Raw genomic sequence first — 18031 nt, 5'->3', positions numbered from 1 at the left:
TGGCCGACCATGCAACAGTCATGGGATGACCGGGCAGCGGACGGGCGTACCCGTCCAGCAGATCGGCGCGGCGGAGGGCACCACCGGCGCGACGATCGCCATTGCCGTTGGTGCGCTCGCGGTTTCGACTTCGGGCGTGCTCATCGCGTTGGCGAATGCGCCGACCGAGGTGTCGACGTTCTATCGCTGCGCGTTGGCTCTGCCTGCGCTCGCGGTGTTCGCGTGGCTGGAGAGCCGGCGCAGCGGTGTGCTCGACGCACGCGAGTGGGGGCTCGCGCTGCTGTGCGGGGCGTTCTTCGCCGCCGACATGTTCTGGTGGGGCGCGGCGATTTTGGAGGCCGGTGCCGGTCTCACCACGGTGCTGGTGAACGTGCAGGTGGTGGTCGTGCCGCTGCTCGCGTTGCTGATCGATCGCGAAAAGCCCAGTAGGCGTGTGATTTTCGCGCTGCCGATCATGATCGTCGGTCTGACCGCGGCCAGCGGAGTGTTCCAGCAAGGCAGTACCGGGCCTGCGCCGGTGGCCGGTGCCGTGCATGCCATCGCGGCGGGTATCTGCTACTCCGGTTTCCTATTTCTGTTGCGGCGCAGCGGAAGACAGGGGCGCAACCTGCAGACCTACGCCGTTTCGATCGCCGTCCCGGCCGTTGCCGCGCTCGCCTGGGCGCTGCTCCGCGGGTTTCCGTCGACGCTGGCCATCGGCGGTGCGGCACTCGGCTGGATCGCGCTCACCGCACTTACCAACGGGGTGATCGGCTGGCTGCTCGTCGCCCGGTATTCGCCGCACGTGCCCAGTTCGGTCGGGGCGGCACTGCTGCTGTTGACGCCGGTCGGCTCGCTGCTGCTGGGCGCGCTGATCCTCGGCGAGCGGCCCGCGCCGGTCCAAATCATCGGCTGCGCACTGATTCTCGCCGTCGCCTACGGCGCCTCGGTGATCAGAAAAGGGTCATCGGCTCGATAGGCGCCGGTTCGGGCAGCGGGGTCAACTCCGGGACCGCTGCCGCCACTTCCGCGTGAAAACGGCGAGCGAGCGTCACCCCCTGGGCGTTGTCCGGGGTGTGGATGAAGACGGTGGGCGATCGGCCTTCGCGCAGCCAGTCGGCAACCGTGCCGATCCACGGCTGCCAGCCCTCGACGGTGCGCTCGGTCGAGTCGCGGCCGTGGTATCTGACGATCGGGAACTCGGTGAGCGCGTGGGTCCGGCGCGGCAGGCGCGGCTTCTTCGAATACGCCTCCTGCTCGGCGGCGGTGACCGGGAGCCCGTCGAAAAGGATGGTGGTGTCGAAGGGAATCCATTCCGCGCCGACGCGACCGAGCACGCTCTCCAACTGCCTGGCGGCCTGCTCGTTCTCGAAAAACGCGGGATGGCGCACTTCGACCGCCGAGCGGTAGTACTCCGGCAACCGCCGCAGAAACAGCGCGAGCGCGCCGAGATCGTTCGGACCGAACGAGCCGGGCAGCTGCACCCACAGGGCGTGTGTGCGCGGGCCGAGCGGTTCGATCGCCGACAGAAACGCGCGCATCTCCTCGTCGACGCCGGTGAGCCTGCGCTCGTGCGTGATCGACTTGTGCAGCTTGATCACGAACCGGAACTCAGGCGCGGTCTGCGCGGCCCACGACTCGACCGTGCGCCGCGCCGGTATCGCATAAAAGGTGGTGTTGCCCTCGACCGCGTTGCACCGCTCGGCGTAGGCGGCCAGCCGGTCTCCCGAGGCCGGTTGCCATTCCTGCCATGCCGCGTGCGTCCACATCGCACAGCCCACGTGAAGCCGCATGCCAGCGACGTTAGTAGAGCGGGCCGACACGATCCTCGGCCACGTTGGCCGGGAATGAATACGCCGACGCGGTGGTAGAACACAGCATGCAACTCGACGACTCTGCTCGCGCACTCATCGGGGCCGGTGCCGACGCCACGCTGGTCACGATCAACCCGGACGGCAGCCCGCAGGTGAGCGTGGTGTGGGTGGCCCTGCAATCGACGCCGGACGGCGACGAACTCGTCACCGCCCACCTCGGCGAATACAAGAAGGTCCGCAACGTCCGCCGCGACGGCCGGGTCGCGGTGACCATCCTCTCCGCCGAGCGCGGCGAGGTCATGCGGCCCTACCTCTCGGTCACCGGCACCGCCCGGATCGTCGAGGGCGGCGCCCCCGAACTGCTCACCGAACTGGCCAAGACGCTGGCCAGCCCGGGTGCCGGGTTCCCGCCCGCCGACGCACCGCCCGGCCTGCTGACCCGCATCCGCATCGAAAAGGTCGGCGGCATCGGGCCGTGGGCCGCCTGACCGACCGCTGACGGGCGGTCGACGGAATGTGACGTAGTACCGATCGGCTATGAACCGCCGACGAAAACTCGTTCGGCTGCTTACAGTTTCGGTAACGCCGTTGCGGGCACCCCGCTACCGCGGGGTGCCCGCGCAACGTACCGATCTGAGGAGATCCTCCGTCGTGGTCCGTCCAGACAACTTCACACGTACCAGCAAAGTCCCCACCGGCAGTGCGGTCCGAACCGGTCCCACCGTCGTGTGGCCCGACCCGAGCCCGCTCGCGTCCTGGTGGCAACAGGTGATGCAGCCCGGTTCCAGCGAGCATGCCGCATTCGAGGCCGTGTGATGACCGAGGGCGAGACCTGGGTGCGTGGCACTGTGCACTGGTTCGACCCCGAGAAGGGCTTCGGCTTTCTCGAAGCCGCGGAGTATCCGGGTGGTGTTTTCGTGGAGTACTCCAGCATCGACTCTCCCGGCTTCAAGACGCTCACCACCGGCCAGCCGGTCGTGTTCACCTGTGAGTTGCGACCGCGCGGGGTCGAAGCCGTGGCGGTGCGGCCGGTGGCGCTGTTATCCAGAAGCGCCGCATAGTCACGACAGGCCGAGCACCTCGGCGCCCAGCGCCGCCGACGCGGACACGAGGTCGGGAAACGCGCGCAGGTGCGGGATCAGGGCGAGATCGTTCAGCATCGATTGCGCGGCTTGGACTCTCATCCGGGCAGGGATCGGGTCCAAGCCGGGGTGCAGTCTACGCAGTAGATGCACCCATTCCGCGATGTAAGCCCGCTGTGCCGCCTTGGTGCGCTGCCGGTCCGCATCGGGGAGGTACCTGGCCTCCGAGACGAGAGTCTGCATGAGATAGGGATTCTCGAAGACGAACGCGCCGTAGCCCGCGAGCAGGCGTTCGAGTCCGTCGCGCGGGTCGGCGGCCTGGGCGAGGGCGCGGTTCAGGTCGATGCGCAGCCATTCGTCGCCACGGACGATGGCCGCCATCAGGATGTCCACTTTCCCGGGGAAGTGGTTGTAGACACTCGGACCGGCAATGCCTACGGCGGCACCGATTTCGTCCATGCTGACGCTCGCGAAGCCGCGTTCGGCGAAGAGCGTCGTCGCCTCGGTGAGGAGCGCTTCGCGGCGCGAGCGCGCGGCCAGCTGCGGCGGCACCACGTGGCGGTCCTGCCGTTCGCCCAGTGCCGGTCGGGGCGCGGAGATCACCGCGGCAATGAATTCGCCGAGCAGCGTGCTGAATTCGGGCTCGGGCAGCGAAAGACCGTGGAAAGAAACGCTATTGGCGACCGCCAAGGCCGCCCAGGAGAGCAGGTCCGCTGCGGCCGGATCCAGTTCGGGACGGCGCGCGGCGATGATCTCGGCGAGGCGGGCACCGATCTGCCTGGCCTGGATGCGGAAGGCGACTCGATCGTCCTCGGAAAGGTGCCGGGCTTCGCGCCGCCACAGCACCCCGACGTCGCGGCGGGCCAGCACGGTCGTCGCCAGCGTGCGCGCGATGTCGTCGGGTTCGCGCGCCGCGGTATCGACCGCCGCGGCGAACGCGGTCAAGGCCTCGTCCACCACCGTCGCCAGCAGGCTCTGCTTGCCGCGGAAATGCCGGTACAGCGCGGACGGCCCGATGGCCACCGCCTCGGCGACCTCGCCCATCCCCACATTCGCGTATCCGTTGCGGCAGAACAACTCCGCGGCCGCCGCGACGATCAGCGCGCGCCGATTCGCCGGCCTGGTGCCACGGGCCGGACGGACCACGCCCGGCCCGTTCACCATTCGCTATCGCTCCCTCAGGAAACTTGACTGTCGCTGGGATCCCAGTACTTCTTGCGAAGTTCGCGCTTGAGGATCTTACCGGCGCCCGACATCGGCAACGCATCGGTGAACTCCACCGTGCGCGGCGACTTGTAGCCGGCGATCAGCGTTTTGCAGTGCGCCCGCAGCTCCTCGTCGGTGGCCTGCGCGCCGGGCAGCAACACCACGACGGCGTGCACCCGCTCACCCCATTCGTCGTCCGGCACGCCGATCACCGCGCAGGTGGCGACCGCGGCATGGGCCGCGAGGGCGTTCTCCACCTCGGCGGAATACACGTTCTCGCCGCCGGTGATGATCATGTCCTTGATCCGGTCGACGATGAACACATAGCCGTTCTCGTCCATCCGGCCGCCGTCGCCGGTGTGCATCCAGCCGCCGCGCAGGGCGTCGGCGGTGTCCTGCGGCCGATTCCAGTAGCCGAGCATGACGTTGTCGCCGCGCACCACGACCTCGCCGACCTCGCCGCGCGGCACCTCGTTGTCGTCCGGGTCGACGATGCGCACCTCGACGTGCGGTGTCGCGCGGCCCGCCGAGCGCCGCAGCGCCGGATTATCGTGGTCGGTGGGCGAGAGCAGCGTGGCCACCGGCGCCAGCTCGGTCATGCCGTACGCCTGGGTGAATCCCGCTGTGGGAAAGACCTTTCGGGCCCGGCCGAGGACCGCCTCGGAGATCGGCGAGGCGCCGTAGGTCACCGTCTCGACCGTGCTGAGATCGAACTCGGCGACGATCGGATCGTCGACCAGCAGCTGAATCATGGTGGGCACCAACAGGACATTGGTGACGCCGTGCTCGCTGATCGCCCGCAGCACACCGGCCGGGGTGAACATCGGCACGATGACGTGGGTGCAGTTGACCAGGTTGCCCGCCGTCATCATGGCGATATCCGCGAGGTGGAACATCGGCGCAGTGTGCAGCACGGTGCCGCCCCGGCTCACGAATTCGCCGCCGGCGGTGCTGCCGAGGGCGGAGATGATCATGTTGTCGTGGCTGAGCATCACGCCTTTGGGATGCCCGGTGGTGCCGCCGGTGTAGAAGACACCGGCCAGGGTGTCGCCGCCGGTTCTGGTGTCCGCGACGGGCGCGTGCTCGGCGACGAGCGTCTCGTAGTGCAGCACGTCGGCGGGCGGTGCGCCGTCGCCGCAGAAGATCACCGAGGACAATTCCGGAAAGTCTTGCCGCAGTGTGGGAATCATCGCGGCGAAGGCTTCGTCGACGAGCAGCACCCTGGTATCGGATTCGCGCAACGAGTACCCGATCTCGGCCGGACTCCAGCGAATGTTCACCGGATTGACCGCCGCCCCGATCCACGGCACCGCGTACAGATATTCGTAGTAGCGATCGGAATTCAGCGCCAGCATGCCGACCCGATCGCCGGGCCGGACGCCGAGCGCGACCAGCGCACCCGCGAAACGCGCTATCCGATCGACGGATTCGGCGATGGTGCGCACCCGGTCGCGGTAGATCGTCAGCGGACGATCCGGATTCTGCTGCAGATTGCGGTGCAGGGATTGGGTCAGGTACATGGCGGCCCGGTCCTAGATGTTGAAGCCGCCGCCACAGACCAGGGTCTGCGCGCTGACATAGTCGGACTCGGGCAGGCAGAGCAGGTACACCGCACCGGCGGCCTCGGCCGGCGTGCCGCCGCGGCCGAGCGGGATCATCTGCTCCATCGCGGCGAGCAGGTTCGGGTTCACCCCGACCTTGATCTCCTTGCCCTGCACGTCGATCGTGCCGCCGGTGCCCGCGGGCGCCTCGGTGAGCCGGGTCTTGATCAGGCCGAACGCGACCGCGTTCACGGTGACGTTGTAGCGGCCCCACTCCTTGGCGAGCGCCTTGGTGAGGCCGAGCACGCCCGCCTTGCCCGACGAGTAATTCGCCTGTCCCGCATTGCCACCGGTGCCCGCCATCGAGGAGATGTTGACGACCTTGCGGCACGGCACCGGTTCGCCGGCCGCCTTGGCCTGCTTCACCGCCGCCGCGATCACCGGCTGCGCGGCCCGCAGAATCCGGAACGGCGCCTTGAGGTGTACGTCGAGGATGGCGTCCCACTGTTCGTCGGTCATCTTCTGGATGACCGAGTCCCAGGTGTAGCCCGCGTTGTTGATGATGATGTCCAGCCCGCCGAACTCGTCGACGGCGGTCTGCACGAAGCGTTCCGCGAAACCGTCCTCGGTGACGCTGCCGACACACGAGACAGCCTGCCCGCCAGCGGCTTCCACGGCGGCGACGGTCTCCTTGGCCGGTTCGGCGTCGAGATCGTTCACCACCACCTTCGCACCTTCACCAGCCAGTTTGAGCGCGATCTCCCGGCCGATGCCGCGGCCGGAGCCGGAGACGATAGCGACCTTGCCATCCAGAGTTCCCATGTGCTGCAAGTCCTTTCAGAGGGCGACGACGGCGTCGCCGGTGAGCGTGACGGTGCCGTCGGCGAGGGTGACGGCGAGTTCGAGGGTGGCCCGGCGTTCGCCGTCCACGGTGTCGATCGACACGACCTTGCCGGTCGCGGTGGGCTCGGCGTGGACCGGCGTGATGGCGGCGAAGCGCACCCGATAGCTCCGAATCGCCTGCGGGTCGAACCGATCGGTGAGCAGTCGGCCGAGGTAGGCCATCGACAGCATGCCGTGCGCGAACACGTCGTCCAGCCCGGCCGACTTCGCCACGTCGAGGTCGATGTGGATCGGGTTGTGATCACCGGACGCTCCGGCGAACAGCGCCAACGTGGTTCGCGAGATCGGCCGCATCCACAGCGGTGGCAGCTCGGTGCCGACGTCGATGGATGCGAGGTCGGTCATTTCGCTGCCTCCGGGTTGCGCACGACGATCACGGTTTTCAGCTCGGCGACCAGGGTGCCGTCGGCGCGAGTGACGGTGGAGATCTTCTCGATGAAGTCCAGCGCGCCGCCCTTCTTGCTGTAGACGTTGCCGATGGCCGGCGTCGAGGTCAGCACGTCGCCGGCTACGGCGGTGACGTGATAGGTGAACGACTGCTCACCGTGCAGCACCCAGCGCAGATCGATGCCGAGGTCGGCCAGCCAGCTGAAGGACTCGGGATTGTCCAGTTCGAGGCCGAACAAGAAGGTCGGCGGCACTGGGAGATTCGGGTAACCCGCGGCCTTCGCCGCGTCGAGGTCGGTGAAGATCGGGTTCCGCTCCCCGATCGCCTCGGCGAAGAACCGCAGCCGTCCGGCCTCCACCGTCAAGGTGCACGGCGCCAACTGCTTGCCGATTACGCTCTGGTCCAAGGGCATTCGCTCAGCTCACCTTCTCGTACAGGGTCACCACGGCCGCGCCGCCGAGCCCGATGTTGTGCTGCAGGGCAACTTTCAAGTCGTCGGCCACCTGACGGCCCTCGGCCTGTCCGCGCAGCTGCCACACCAATTCGGCGCACTGGGCCAGCCCGGTCGCGCCGAGCGGATGCCCCTTGGACAGCAGCCCGCCGGACGGATTGGTCACCACCCGACCGCCGTAGGTGTTGTCGCCGTCGTTGACGAACTGCTCCGCCGTGCCCTCCGGGGTGAGCCCGAGCGCCTCGTAGGTGAGCAGTTCGTTGGCGGTGAAGCAGTCGTGCAGCTCGACCACACGGATGTCTTCGGGCGAGACACCCGACGCTTCGTAAACCTGTTGGGCCGCAGCCTTGGACATGTCGTAACCGACGATCTTGGTCATGTCCTTCTCGGTGAAAGTCGACGGAAAGTCGGTGGTCATCGCCTGCGCCCTGATCACGATCGACGGATCGATGCCGTTGGCCCTGGCGAAATCCTCGCTGACGATGACCGCGGCGGCCGCGCCACAGGTGGGCGGGCAGCACTGCAGCCGAGTGAGCGGGCCGTAGATGTGCGGCGAGGCAAGCACTTCCGCCACCGTCACCGGATCCTTGAACACCGCGTACGGATTGTTGGCGGCGTGCCTGCGCGACTTCACCGAGATCTTCGCGAAGGTTTCGACTGCGGTGCCGTACTTTTCCGCGTACTGCCGCCCGGCTCCGCCGAACATCTGTGCCGCGAAGGGCGATTCGTCGCGCTCCTGGATCTCGTCCATCACCTCGTCGAACCGGGCGAACGGGCTGGGCCGGTCGGCATAGCCGCGGGCCAGCGCGCCGCGCTGCATCTGCTCGAAGCCGACGGCGAGAACCGCCTCGGCGGCACCGGATTCCACCGCCTGGCGCGCGAGGAACAACGCCGACGAGCCGGTCGAGCAGTTGTTGTTGACGTTGATCACCGGGATACCGGTCTGCCCGAGTCCGTAGATCACGGCCTGCCCGCAGGTCGAATCGCCGTAGACATAGCCGGCGTAGGCCTGCTGGATCTTGTCGTACTCGACCCCGGCATCGAGCAGCGCGGCCCGCGCCGCGCCGGTGCCCATGATGTCGTAGGTCTGGCTCCGGCTCGGCGTGGTGAACGGAATCATTCCCACACCGGCGACGACGGCGCGTCTGCTCATGTCGTTCCCATCAACGGTGACTAGTGGATATTCACTTATTGAACATCAAGTCGCCGGTAGCTGGTGAAGGATTCGACAAAGTCGCTGGTCAGTGACGCGCGTTACGCTATGGACAATTCACTTACCGTGCGTTGGGCACCCGCGAACGACGCGAGCCCCCGCATCTCTCGAAGAGATGCGGGGGCTCGCGTCATGTCCGGCGTCAGGCGTGCGGCGGAGTGACCTCCCCGACAGCCCCGGAGCCGTCTTCGGCTCTACTGAATACCGGCTGATGATGTACGTCACTGCTCTCGGCAGGCGTATACACCTGAATGGGAATGGTGTCATGGCTGAACAGCCCGGACCCTTGCCCGCTTTCCTGACTCATCCGTCGAGCCTCCTCCGATCGGCCGCGAATAGCCAATCCCCCCTATTCAACCCCGTCCGCCCGTGGAACCGCGCACGATCCCGCTCCAATGGGATGTTGTCGTGTCCCGACTCGGGTATCCGGTGCCGCCATGTCCCGTTGTACTGACGTCTCCCTGCTGTTGCCGCTGCGGTGTCCGAGGCGCTGGTACCGTCGAGGCAAGAATCATCATCGGCCATCGGCCGACCATCGAGCTCGGTTCAGCCGAGCAACGCCGATCACGACACGCGTCGGCGGCCCGACTCGGGCTTCTGCGCCTGCACAGCCGATCCATCCGAAGAGGACCAATGGCCATCACCGATATTGCCGTGTACACGCACCTGAGCAAGGAAGACATCGAGGCCCTCGGCACCGAACTCGACGCGATCCATCGTGATGTCAGCGACTCGCTCGGCGGCCGCGACGCCGCTTACATCCGGCGCACCATTCGATTCCAGCGGGCGCTCGACATCGCGGCCCGGCTGCTGATCGCGGTGAATCGGAACAAGGCGACCTGGCTGCTCGGCACGGCGGCGCTGGCCGCGGCCAAGTGCATCGAGAACATGGAGATCGGGCACAACGTCTCGCACGGTCAGTGGGATTGGATGAACGACCCGGAGATCCACTCCAGCACCTGGGAATGGGACATGGTCGGGCTGTCTTCCCAGTGGCGGTACTCGCACAACTTCCGCCACCACGTCTACACCAATGTCATCGACATGGACGACGACATCGGCTTCGGCGTGATGCGGGTGACCAGGGACCAGGAGTGGACCCCGAGCCATCTGCTGCAGCCGCTGCAAAACCTGTTGCTGGCCACCACCTTCGAGTGGGGCATCGGCCTGCACGGCCTGTACGCGGACCGCGACCGCTTCGAGACGAAGGCCGAAAAGGCCACCGTGACAAAGGCTTTCCTGAAGAAGATCTCCCGGCAGGCGCTCAAGGACTACGTGCTGTTCCCCGCGCTGAGCGGCAAGCGCTGGCGCCGCGCGCTGGCGGCGAACGTCACCGCCAACGTGGTGCGCAACGCCTGGACGTACGTGGTCATCTTCTGCGGCCACTTCCCCGACGGTGCGGAGAAGTTCACGCCCGCCGCGCTCGAGGACGAGACGAAATCCGAGTGGTACCTGCGGCAGATGCTCGGCACCGCGAACTTCGACGCCGGGCCGACCCTCGCCTTCGCCAGCGGAAACCTGTGCTACCAGATCGAACACCACCTGTTCCCGGACCTGCCGAGCAATCGCTACGCCGAGATCGCGGTGCGGGTTCGCGCACTGTGCGACAAGTACGACCTGCCCTACACCAGCGGGCCACTGTTGCGGCAGTACCTGCTCACCATGCGGACCATCCACAAGCTGGCGGTGCCCGACCGCTTCCTGATCGCCACCTCCGACGACGCGCCGGAGACCGCGTCGGAGCGCAAATTCCAAACCGGTGCCGCGCTCGCCGTCGCCGAAATCTCGGACGCGACAACGGGTTTGCGCACCGCACTGCACAACGGTCGCTTGCGGCTGGAGCTGGAAGCCGGCCTCAAGGGCGGCCGGTTGCGCCGGAACGCGCAACGGGTGCGTTCGAATATCGCAGGCTCGCTGCGTAGGCCGGTCGCCAGCACCGGATAGCCGTCAGCGCGCTTCGGCCTCGTCCCGTCGTCGCTTGGACCGCAACCAGCCGAACGTCAATTGCACTGCGCGCTGCCAGTTCTCGTACTCGTCCGCGCGAAGCACCGGGTCCATCTGCGGTATCCATTGCGCGGCCAGGCGCCAGTTGTTGCGCAGGCCCTCCAGGTCCGGCCAGTAGCCGACGGCTAGCCCGGCGGCGTAAGCCGCACCGAGCGAGACGGTTTCGGCGTTGAACGGGCGCATGACCGGGACGTCGAGTACGTCGGAGACGATCTGCATGAGCAGGTTGTCGGAGGTCATGCCGCCGTCCACGCGCAGCGCGCGGGCCTGCAATCCGGAGTCGGCGTTCATGGCGTCGACCACCTCACGGGTCTGCCACGCGGTGGCCTCCAGAACCGCACGAGCGATGTGTCCCTTGGTGATGTAGGACGTCAGACCGGCGATCAGGCCGCGCGCGTCACTACGCCAATGCGGTGCGTAGAGCCCGGAGAACGCGGGCACGATGTAGCAGCCACCGTTGTCCTGCACTGTGCGAGCGAGGGTTTCGATCTCGGGCGCGCTGGCCACCAAGCCGATGTTGTCCCGCACCCACTGCACCAGCGAGCCGGTCACCGCGATCGGCCCCTCCAGCGCGTACACCGGTTTCTCGTCGCCGATCTGATAGCCGATGGTGGTGAGCAGGCCGTGCGAGGACTGCACCAGCTCGCGGCCGGTGTTCATCATGAGAAAGCCGCCGGTGCCGTAGGTGCACTTGGTTTCCCCACGCGCGAAACAGGTTTGGCCGAACAGCGCGGCATGCTGATCGCCGAGCGCGGCGGCGATCGGGATGCCGGGCACGACGCGACGGGTCGTGCCGTAGGACGCGGTCGAGGGCTGGATGCGCGGCAGCATCGCCGCGGGTATGCCGAAGAAATCCAGCAGCTCCGGGTCCCAGGCCAGGGTGGCGATGTTCATCAGCAGCGTGCGGCTGGCATTGGTGACGTCGGTGAAGTGCAGGCCACCGTCGACTCCGCCGGTCAGATTCCAGATCAGCCAGGTTTCCATGGTGCCGAACAGCACCTCGCCGCGTTCGGCCCGATCACGCAGTCCCGCAATGTTGTCCAGCAGCCAGCGTAGCCGCGGCGCGGCGAAGTAGGTGGCCAGCGGCAACCCGCTCAGTTCCCGAATACGTTGCGCGCCAGGCCTTTCCTCGTACTCGCGGACCAGCTCCTCGGTGCGCACGTCCTGCCAGACGATGGCCCGCCGGATCGGCGCACCGGTCCGCCGGTCCCACACCACGGTGGTCTCCCGCTGGTTCGCAATGCCAAGGGCCGCAACCTGATCGGCGGTGATACCGGAGTCGCGCAGCGCCTGCGGCACGATCCGGTCGACATTGCGCCAGATCTCCATCGCGTCCTGCTCGATCCAGCCCGGCCGCGGATAGTGCTGCTTGTGCTCGCGTTGCGCGACGCCGACCAGGCGAGCGCGCTGATCGAACAGAATGCACCTGGTCGAGGTGGTGCCCTGATCGATCGCCAGCACGAAACGTTGCGTCATCCGCGTCCTCTCCTGCCATCAGTCAGTGGGTCAGTGTCCGGCGCCCAGATCTCGCGAGACCGCATGGGCGGCGTCGCGCACGTGCCCGACCAGGGCGGGTCGATGTCGTAATTGCGCATCACAGAGCCGGTCGACCGGCCCGCTGATGCCGATGGCGCCCACCACGAGTCCGCCGTGCGCGCGGATCGGCGCGGCGATGCCCGCCTCCCCCGGCCGGTACTCCTCGGTGTCGCCCGCCCAGCCCACCTGCCGGACCGCGGCGAGGGCACGGGTGAGTACGGTGCGGTCGACGATGGTGCGCCTGGTGAGCGAGGGCAGCGTGGTTCCGCGCACGGTGGCCATGAGGTCGGCGTCGTAGGCCAGCAGCACCTTGCCGAGCGCGGTGGCGTGCGGCGGCAGCAATTCGCCGAGCTCGAGCGCCTGTTCGGTGTTGTCGGGGCGGAATACGTGGTGCACCACCACGACGCTGCCGTCGACCGGAGCGCCGATGCGGACGGATTCGCCTGTGCGCGCGGCCAACGCGTCGGCCCAGTTGATGGCGCGGGAGCGCAGCTCGTTGCCATCGAGATAGCTCGTGCCGAGGTGAACCAGGGCCGCGCCGAGCTGGTACTTGCCGGTCGCCGGATCCTGCTCGACGAAGCCGACGCCCTGCAGGGTGCGCAGGATGCCGTGCGCGGTCGGTTTGGCGAGACCGAGCGCGCCCGCGATTTCGCCGACGCCGAGTCGGCCTGAGCCGCGGGCCAGCAGCCGCAGGATGGCCGCCGCTCGCTCGATCGACTGGATCGGACCGGGCATGCCCCGAAACTAGCCGCCGGATTCGACAATGTCGAACATGCGGTGAACAAAGAGCAACACCCCCGGGGTCCAGTGTGACGTGCGTCATGCCCGCTTGCTCGGCCGCCCGACAGTAGCGGCAGCAGCTCGGGGCGGCCAGCCCCACCGTTCAGCATTGTCGAACGCACGCTATGTCCGGGTTCGCGCCGCCGTCGTAACGTCGGATTCCGCAGGGTCGCGTCCGCGACCGCGGGCGAACGGAGACTCAACGATGAACTTCGGCTCGATCTTCCTGAGTGAAGCACTAGGCACAGGGATGCTGGTCTTACTCGGTGTCGGCGTAGTCGCGAATGTATTGCTGACCAAATCCAAGGGCTTCGACGGCGGCTGGCTGTTGATCAACTTCGGGTGGGGTCTCGGCGTCCTCGCGGGCGTGTACGTCGCATATAAGACGGGCGGGCATCTGAATCCCGCGTACACGATCGGCGTGCTTGCCAGCGGCGCGGACGAGTACACGCCCGGCGTTTCGATCACCGTCGCGACCACCCTCGCCTACATTCTCGGCCAGTTGGTCGGCGCGTTCGTCGGTGCGAACCTCGCCTATGTCGCCTACAAGCGGCACTTCGACGAGGAAACCGACGAGGGAAAGAAGCTCGGCGTGTTCGCCACCGGTCCCGCGATCCGCGGCCTGCCGTGGAACTTCGCCACCGAGGTGGTCGCCACCTTCGCCCTCGTGCTCGTGCTGCTGGCCATGGGCCACACCGCGACCGGCCTCGGCCCGCTCGCCGCGGCACTGCTGGTGGTCGGCATCGGCGCTTCGCTCGGCGGGCCGACCGGCTACGCCATCAATCCCGCCCGTGACCTCGGGCCCCGGCTGGCGCACGCGCTGCTTCCGGTGAACAAGGGTGCGGCGGTTCGAGTAGCTGAGCCCGCGACCGTCGGTGGCGGCTCGGCCGAGCCGCTCGCCGACCCGGGCCCCACCGATCTGCCGGGTCGTAAGAACTCCGACTGGGGTTATGCCTGGGTGCCTATCGCCGGCCCGCTGCTGGGCGGCGTGCTCGCCGGATTGGCCGCACAGGTCCTTTTCTGAATCACCTTTTCTATCAATCGTTTTCTTTTCGAAAGGACCACGCGTGAGCGAGCGCAGCGAGCGAACCAAAAACTCAGCGCCCTTGGGCATGACGGAGCCGAGCGCCAGCGAGGTGCAGTCATGAGCCAGTACGTCGGCGCCATCGACCAGGGCACCACCAGCACACGCTTCATGGTGTTCGATCACAGCGGCAACGAAGTCGCCCGCCACCAGCTCGAGCACCAGCAGATCCTCCCGCAGCCGGGCTGGGTGGAGCACGACCCGACCGAGATCTGGGAGCGCACCCGCGCGGTCATCCAGAGCACGCTCACCAAAGCCGACCTGCAGGCGAGCGACCTCGCCGCGGTCGGCGTCACCAACCAGCGCGAAACCACCGTGGTGTGGAACCGCAAGACCGGGCGGCCGTACTGCAACGCCATCGTCTGGCAGGACACCCGCACCGACCGCATCGCCGCCGAACTGGAGCGCGCCGGGCACGGCGACACCATTCGGCACAAAGCCGGATTGCCCCCGGCCACTTACTTTTCCGGCGGCAAGCTGCGCTGGATCCTGGACAACGTCGCCGGTGTCGCGGAAGCGGCCGAGCGCGGCGAGGCGATCTTCGGCAACACCGACAGCTGGCTGCTGTGGAACCTGACCGGCGGGGTGGACGGTGGCGTGCACGTCACCGATCCGACCAATGCCAGCCGCACCATGCTGATGAACCTGGAGACCCTGGACTGGGACGACGAACTGTTGTCCATCTTCGGCATCCCGCGCTCGATGCTGCCGACCATCGCGCCGTCGTCGAATCCGGAGCTGTTCGGAAAGACCAGGGCCGATGGGCCGTTCGGCGGCGAGGTGCCGCTGTCCGGCGTGCTCGGCGATCAGCAGGCGGCCACGGTCGGCCAAGTGTGTTTCCGGCCCGGCGAGGCGAAGAACACCTACGGCACCGGAAACTTCTTGCTGCTCAACACCGGTGAGGACATCGTGCGATCGCAGCACGGGCTGCTCACCACGGTCGCCTATCAGTTCGGCGACCAGAAGCCGGTGTACGCGCTGGAAGGCTCGATCGCGGTGACCGGCTCGGCGGTGCAGTGGCTGCGCGATCAGCTGGGCATCATTTCCGGTGCGTCGCAAAGCGAATCGCTGGCCAGGCAGGTCGAGGACAACGGAGGCGTGTACTTCGTGCCCGCGTTCTCCGGGTTGTTCGCGCCCTACTGGCGTTCGGACGCGCGCGGCGCGATCGTCGGGCTGTCCCGGTTCAGCACCAACGCCCATCTGGCGCGGGCGACGCTGGAATCCATTTGCTACCAGACCCGCGACGTCGTCGAGGCGATGCAGGCCGACTCCGGCGTGCCGCTCGACGTGCTGCGGGTGGACGGCGGTGTCACCGCCAACGAGCTGTGCATGCAGATCCAGGCCGACTTCCTCGGCGTGCCGGTGTCGAAGCCGGTGGTCGCGGAGACCACCGCGCTCGGCGCCGCCTATGCGGCCGGTTTGGCCGTCGGATTCTGGGGCAGCACAGACGAACTCGTACAGAACTGGCACGAAGACAAGCGCTGGTACCCCACCTGGTCCGAGGAGCAACGCGAACGCGGCTACGCCCGCTGGCAGAAGGCCGTGTCGCGCACCCTCGACTGGATAGACGTAGACGACTGAGTCGCCGACGCGAATATCACTGGAACAAGGAGAGATTCATGTCAGCACGATTAGACCCCAGCTACCGCGCCGAGGCGATCGACGCCCTTGGCGACGACGAGATCGATGTGCTGGTGATCGGCGGCGGCGTGGTCGGCGCCGGCGCCGCACTGGATGCCGCCGCGCGCGGCCTGAGCGTCACCCTGGTGGAAGCCAGGGACTTCGCGGCGGGCACGTCCAGCCGCTCCAGCAAGCTCATCCACGGCGGGCTGCGCTACCTCGAGCAGCTCGACTTCTGGCTGGTGCGTGAGGCTTTGAAGGAACGCGGCCTGCTGCTGAACAAGCTGGCGCCGCACCTGGTGCGCCCGGTGTCGTTCCTGCTGCCGCTGCAGCATCGGGTGTGGGAGCGCGCGTACATCGGTGCGGGCGTCGCCCTGTACGACACGATCGGTGGTGCCAGGGCGCTGCCCATGCACCGGCATCTGACCCGTACGCGCGCACTGGAATTGGCGCCCGCGCTGCGCGAAGACTCGATGACCGGTGCCATCCGGTACTTCGACGCACAGGTCGACGACGCGCGGCACACCATGACGATCGCGCGTACCGCCGCGCAGCACGGCGCGACCGTGCTCACCCGCACCAAGGTCACCGGCCTGCTGCGCGACGGCGAGCGGGTCGTCGGCGCGCACGTCACCGATCTGGAGACCGGCTGCGAATACACCGTGCGCGCCCGCCGGGTGATCAGCGCGACCGGCGTGTGGACCGATGAGATGAACCGGATGACCGGCGTCGAATTCCCGTTCCACGTGCGCACTTCCAAGGGCGTGCACATCCTGGTGCCGCGCGAGCGGCTCGACCTGGACACCGGGCTGATCATGCGCACCGAGAAGAGCGTGCTGTTCGTGATCCCGTGGCACCAGCACTGGATCATCGGCACCACCGACACCGATTGGTCGCTGGACAAGGATCATCCGGCCGCCAGCAACGCCGACGTGCAGTACATCCTCGATCACGTCAACGCGGTGCTGCGCGACCCGCTGACCCGCGACGACATCGTCGGCACCTACGCCGGGCTGCGCCCGCTGGTGTCCGGCGCGTCCAGCGACACCGCGAAGCTGTCGCGCGAACACGCGGTGGCCGAACCGGTTCCGGGTCTGTTCGTGATCGCGGGCGGCAAGTACACCACCTACCGGGTGATGGCGGCCGACGTGGTGGACGCCGCGGTGGCCGGCCTCGGTCGCGCCGTCGCGCCGTCGGTGACCGACAAGCTGCCGCTGCTCGGTGCGGTCGGCTACCAGGAGATGGCCGCCGATCTGGACAGCCTCGCGCAGCGCTCCGGGCTGCCGAAGGCCACCGTCGAGCACCTGCTCGGCCGCTACGGTTCCGCCGTGCACGACCTGTTCGAGCTGATCGCGGAGGATCCGGCACTGGGCCAGCCGCTGGCGGGCGCCGAGGAGTACCTCGCCGCCGAGGTCGTCTACGCCGTAACCCACGAGGGCGCACTGCATCTCGACGACGTGCTCACCCGCCGCACCCGCATCTCCATCGAGGCGTCGGACCGCGGCCTGATCGCCGCGCCCGAGGTGGCGTTCCTGATCGGCGCCCGGCTCGGCTGGGATGCCGACACCGCCGAGCGCGAGCTCAGCCGCTACCGGGACCGCGTCGAGGCCGAACTGGCCGCCAACCGGGCCGCCGACGACGAGGCCGCGAACGCCGCCCGCCTGGTCGCCGTCGCCTGACCCGTGCGCCGCTCGGCGAGCTCGATCCTGGTTCAGGCCTGTGGTTTCGGCCGATCATCGAGCTCGCCGGGCGCGCGGAGCGTCAAATATCCTTGCCGCGCAACCGGTTGCATCGGTAGTTCGCGATGGAAAAGCGCGTCGATGAACGGGATGTTCCGGTGATAGGCGTACAGCGAGGATTCGCTGCCGACGATGCCCGCGGTGTCGACGAGCAGCGGTATGTCGGCCAGAAAGTATTGGGCCGCGAGCTCACACTGGTGCGCGGTCGGCTCACTGCCGTCAGGTAGCCGGTGCCGCAGGACATTTCGGGTGGTCTCCAGGCAGCGGTCGCGAAATTCCTGGTGGGTGGCGAACAGCTGCTGCGCTTCTCGGTGCAATTCGACGAAGATCGAGTTCTCCGCGAGGTAGGTCCAGTCGATCACCCGCGACTCCAGACCGGACAGACCCGCCGACCCCAGCGCGTCCCGGATCCGATTGCGCATCTTCAGCCCGTTCTCGTGAGCTCGCTTGCGCGCCTTGTCCTCCGGTAGCCCGAGCGCCTGCAACGTGAACACGCACGGCACATCGGGCAGATGAAACTGGACGTAGGCGAACTCCGCGGCCGCCCACCTCGTCAGCTCCGCGATCCGCACCCGCTTGAAATAGCTGTTGAACGGGCTGATGCCCAAGAAGACGTGCTCTCTCCGCGCGAAGAGCTCGGCACAGTTGGGCGTCAGCGGCAACGCAGTGAGCTCGACCGCCGTCTGCATCA

At 67.6% G+C, this 18031-nt stretch carries 19 protein-coding genes; 8 read left to right on the top strand and 11 right to left on the bottom strand.

What is annotated here, in order from left to right; genetic code table 11:
• Positions 1-25 precede the first annotated feature (25 nt).
• On the top strand, positions 26-958 hold the full coding sequence (locus ACIBK2_RS37685; RefSeq protein ID WP_396974660.1) for a DMT family transporter: 933 nt from the start codon (positions 26-28) through the stop codon (positions 956-958).
• Here ACIBK2_RS37685 and ACIBK2_RS37680 read toward each other — a convergent pair.
• Positions 933-1772, bottom strand: coding sequence for a DUF72 domain-containing protein (locus ACIBK2_RS37680; protein WP_396974659.1), 840 nt, complete (start codon positions 1770-1772; stop codon positions 933-935). The genes ACIBK2_RS37685 and ACIBK2_RS37680 overlap by 26 nt on opposite strands.
• Before the next feature lie 86 nt (positions 1773-1858).
• Between ACIBK2_RS37680 and ACIBK2_RS37675 the strand changes: the two genes are divergently transcribed.
• The 3 genes from ACIBK2_RS37675 (at position 1859) to ACIBK2_RS37665 (ending at position 2854) form a co-directional block, all read left to right on the top strand.
• On the top strand, positions 1859-2281 hold the full coding sequence (locus tag ACIBK2_RS37675; protein ID WP_396974946.1) for a PPOX class F420-dependent oxidoreductase: 423 nt from the start codon (positions 1859-1861) through the stop codon (positions 2279-2281).
• Positions 2282-2444: 163 nt separating this feature from the next.
• Positions 2445-2609, top strand: a complete 165-nt coding sequence (locus ACIBK2_RS37670; protein ID WP_396974658.1) for a hypothetical protein — start codon at positions 2445-2447, stop codon at positions 2607-2609.
• A complete protein-coding gene (locus ACIBK2_RS37665; RefSeq protein ID WP_396974657.1) occupies positions 2609-2854 on the top strand; it encodes a cold-shock protein in 246 nt (81 codons plus the stop codon). Before ACIBK2_RS37670 ends, ACIBK2_RS37665 begins: the two co-directional genes overlap by 1 nt.
• Here ACIBK2_RS37665 and ACIBK2_RS37660 read toward each other — a convergent pair whose 3' ends face one another.
• The 7 genes from ACIBK2_RS37660 to ACIBK2_RS37630 all read right to left on the bottom strand — a co-directional run bounded on the left by ACIBK2_RS37660 (position 2855) and on the right by ACIBK2_RS37630 (position 8884).
• Positions 2855-4039 carry a TetR/AcrR family transcriptional regulator gene (locus tag ACIBK2_RS37660; RefSeq protein WP_396974656.1) on the bottom strand — a complete coding sequence of 395 codons (1185 nt, stop codon included), beginning with the start codon at positions 4037-4039 and terminating at the stop codon, positions 2855-2857.
• Positions 4040-4053: 14 nt separating this feature from the next.
• Positions 4054-5601, bottom strand: coding sequence for a long-chain-fatty-acid--CoA ligase (locus ACIBK2_RS37655; protein WP_396974655.1), 1548 nt, complete (start codon positions 5599-5601; stop codon positions 4054-4056).
• Positions 5602-5613: 12 nt separating this feature from the next.
• Entirely contained in the window at positions 5614-6444 is an 831-nt protein-coding gene (locus tag ACIBK2_RS37650; protein WP_396974654.1) for an SDR family NAD(P)-dependent oxidoreductase, read from the bottom strand.
• 15 nt (positions 6445-6459) lie between these two features.
• Positions 6460-6870: a MaoC/PaaZ C-terminal domain-containing protein gene (locus ACIBK2_RS37645; RefSeq protein WP_396974653.1), complete on the bottom strand. Its 411-nt coding sequence runs from the start codon at positions 6868-6870 to the stop codon at positions 6460-6462.
• The gene (locus ACIBK2_RS37640; protein WP_396974652.1) at positions 6867-7325 is read right to left on the bottom strand and encodes a MaoC family dehydratase N-terminal domain-containing protein; all 459 of its coding nucleotides are present in this window, start codon (positions 7323-7325) and stop codon (positions 6867-6869) included. Before ACIBK2_RS37640 ends, ACIBK2_RS37645 begins: the two co-directional genes overlap by 4 nt.
• 4 nt (positions 7326-7329) lie before the next feature.
• The gene (locus ACIBK2_RS37635; RefSeq protein WP_396974651.1) at positions 7330-8517 is read right to left on the bottom strand and encodes a lipid-transfer protein; all 1188 of its coding nucleotides are present in this window, start codon (positions 8515-8517) and stop codon (positions 7330-7332) included.
• A 202-nt stretch (positions 8518-8719) separates the two neighbouring features.
• Positions 8720-8884, bottom strand: coding sequence for a hypothetical protein (locus tag ACIBK2_RS37630; RefSeq protein ID WP_357390862.1), 165 nt, complete (start codon positions 8882-8884; stop codon positions 8720-8722).
• Between the two features lie 326 nt (positions 8885-9210).
• Between ACIBK2_RS37630 and ACIBK2_RS37625 the strand changes: the two genes are divergently transcribed.
• The gene (locus tag ACIBK2_RS37625) at positions 9211-10521 is read left to right on the top strand and encodes a fatty acid desaturase family protein (RefSeq protein ID WP_396974648.1); all 1311 of its coding nucleotides are present in this window, start codon (positions 9211-9213) and stop codon (positions 10519-10521) included.
• 3 nt (positions 10522-10524) lie between these two features.
• Here ACIBK2_RS37625 and glpK (ACIBK2_RS37620) read toward each other — a convergent pair whose 3' ends face one another.
• Together glpK (ACIBK2_RS37620) and ACIBK2_RS37615 are read right to left on the bottom strand one after the other, a co-directional pair.
• Entirely contained in the window at positions 10525-12057 is a 1533-nt protein-coding gene (gene glpK, locus ACIBK2_RS37620; protein WP_396974646.1) for a glycerol kinase GlpK, read from the bottom strand.
• Positions 12058-12087: 30 nt separating this feature from the next.
• Positions 12088-12852: an IclR family transcriptional regulator gene (locus ACIBK2_RS37615; protein WP_396974644.1), complete on the bottom strand. Its 765-nt coding sequence runs from the start codon at positions 12850-12852 to the stop codon at positions 12088-12090.
• 250 nt (positions 12853-13102) lie between these two features.
• On the opposite strand from ACIBK2_RS37615, the gene ACIBK2_RS37610 reads away from it, so the two are divergent.
• The 3 genes from ACIBK2_RS37610 to glpD all read left to right on the top strand — a co-directional run bounded on the left by ACIBK2_RS37610 (position 13103) and on the right by glpD (position 17280).
• Positions 13103-13921: an MIP/aquaporin family protein gene (locus ACIBK2_RS37610; protein WP_396974642.1), complete on the top strand. Its 819-nt coding sequence runs from the start codon at positions 13103-13105 to the stop codon at positions 13919-13921.
• Between the two features lie 120 nt (positions 13922-14041).
• A complete protein-coding gene (glpK, locus tag ACIBK2_RS37605; RefSeq protein ID WP_396974640.1) occupies positions 14042-15562 on the top strand; it encodes a glycerol kinase GlpK in 1521 nt (506 codons plus the stop codon).
• Positions 15563-15600: 38 nt separating this feature from the next.
• Positions 15601-17280 carry a glycerol-3-phosphate dehydrogenase gene (gene glpD / locus ACIBK2_RS37600; protein WP_396974638.1) on the top strand — a complete coding sequence of 560 codons (1680 nt, stop codon included), beginning with the start codon at positions 15601-15603 and terminating at the stop codon, positions 17278-17280.
• Positions 17281-17312: 32 nt separating this feature from the next.
• Here glpD and ACIBK2_RS37595 read toward each other — a convergent pair whose 3' ends face one another.
• Positions 17313-18029, bottom strand: a complete 717-nt coding sequence (locus ACIBK2_RS37595) for a tRNA-dependent cyclodipeptide synthase (protein ID WP_396974636.1) — start codon at positions 18027-18029, stop codon at positions 17313-17315.
• Between the last annotated feature and the right edge of the window lie 2 nt (positions 18030-18031).

The organism is Nocardia sp. NPDC050175 (assembly GCF_044459885.1).
In the GTDB taxonomy this organism is placed as follows: domain Bacteria; phylum Actinomycetota; class Actinomycetes; order Mycobacteriales; family Mycobacteriaceae; genus Nocardia.
The sequence above is the reverse complement of the archived record's forward strand: the minus strand, read 5'-3'. Positions and strand labels throughout refer to the sequence as shown.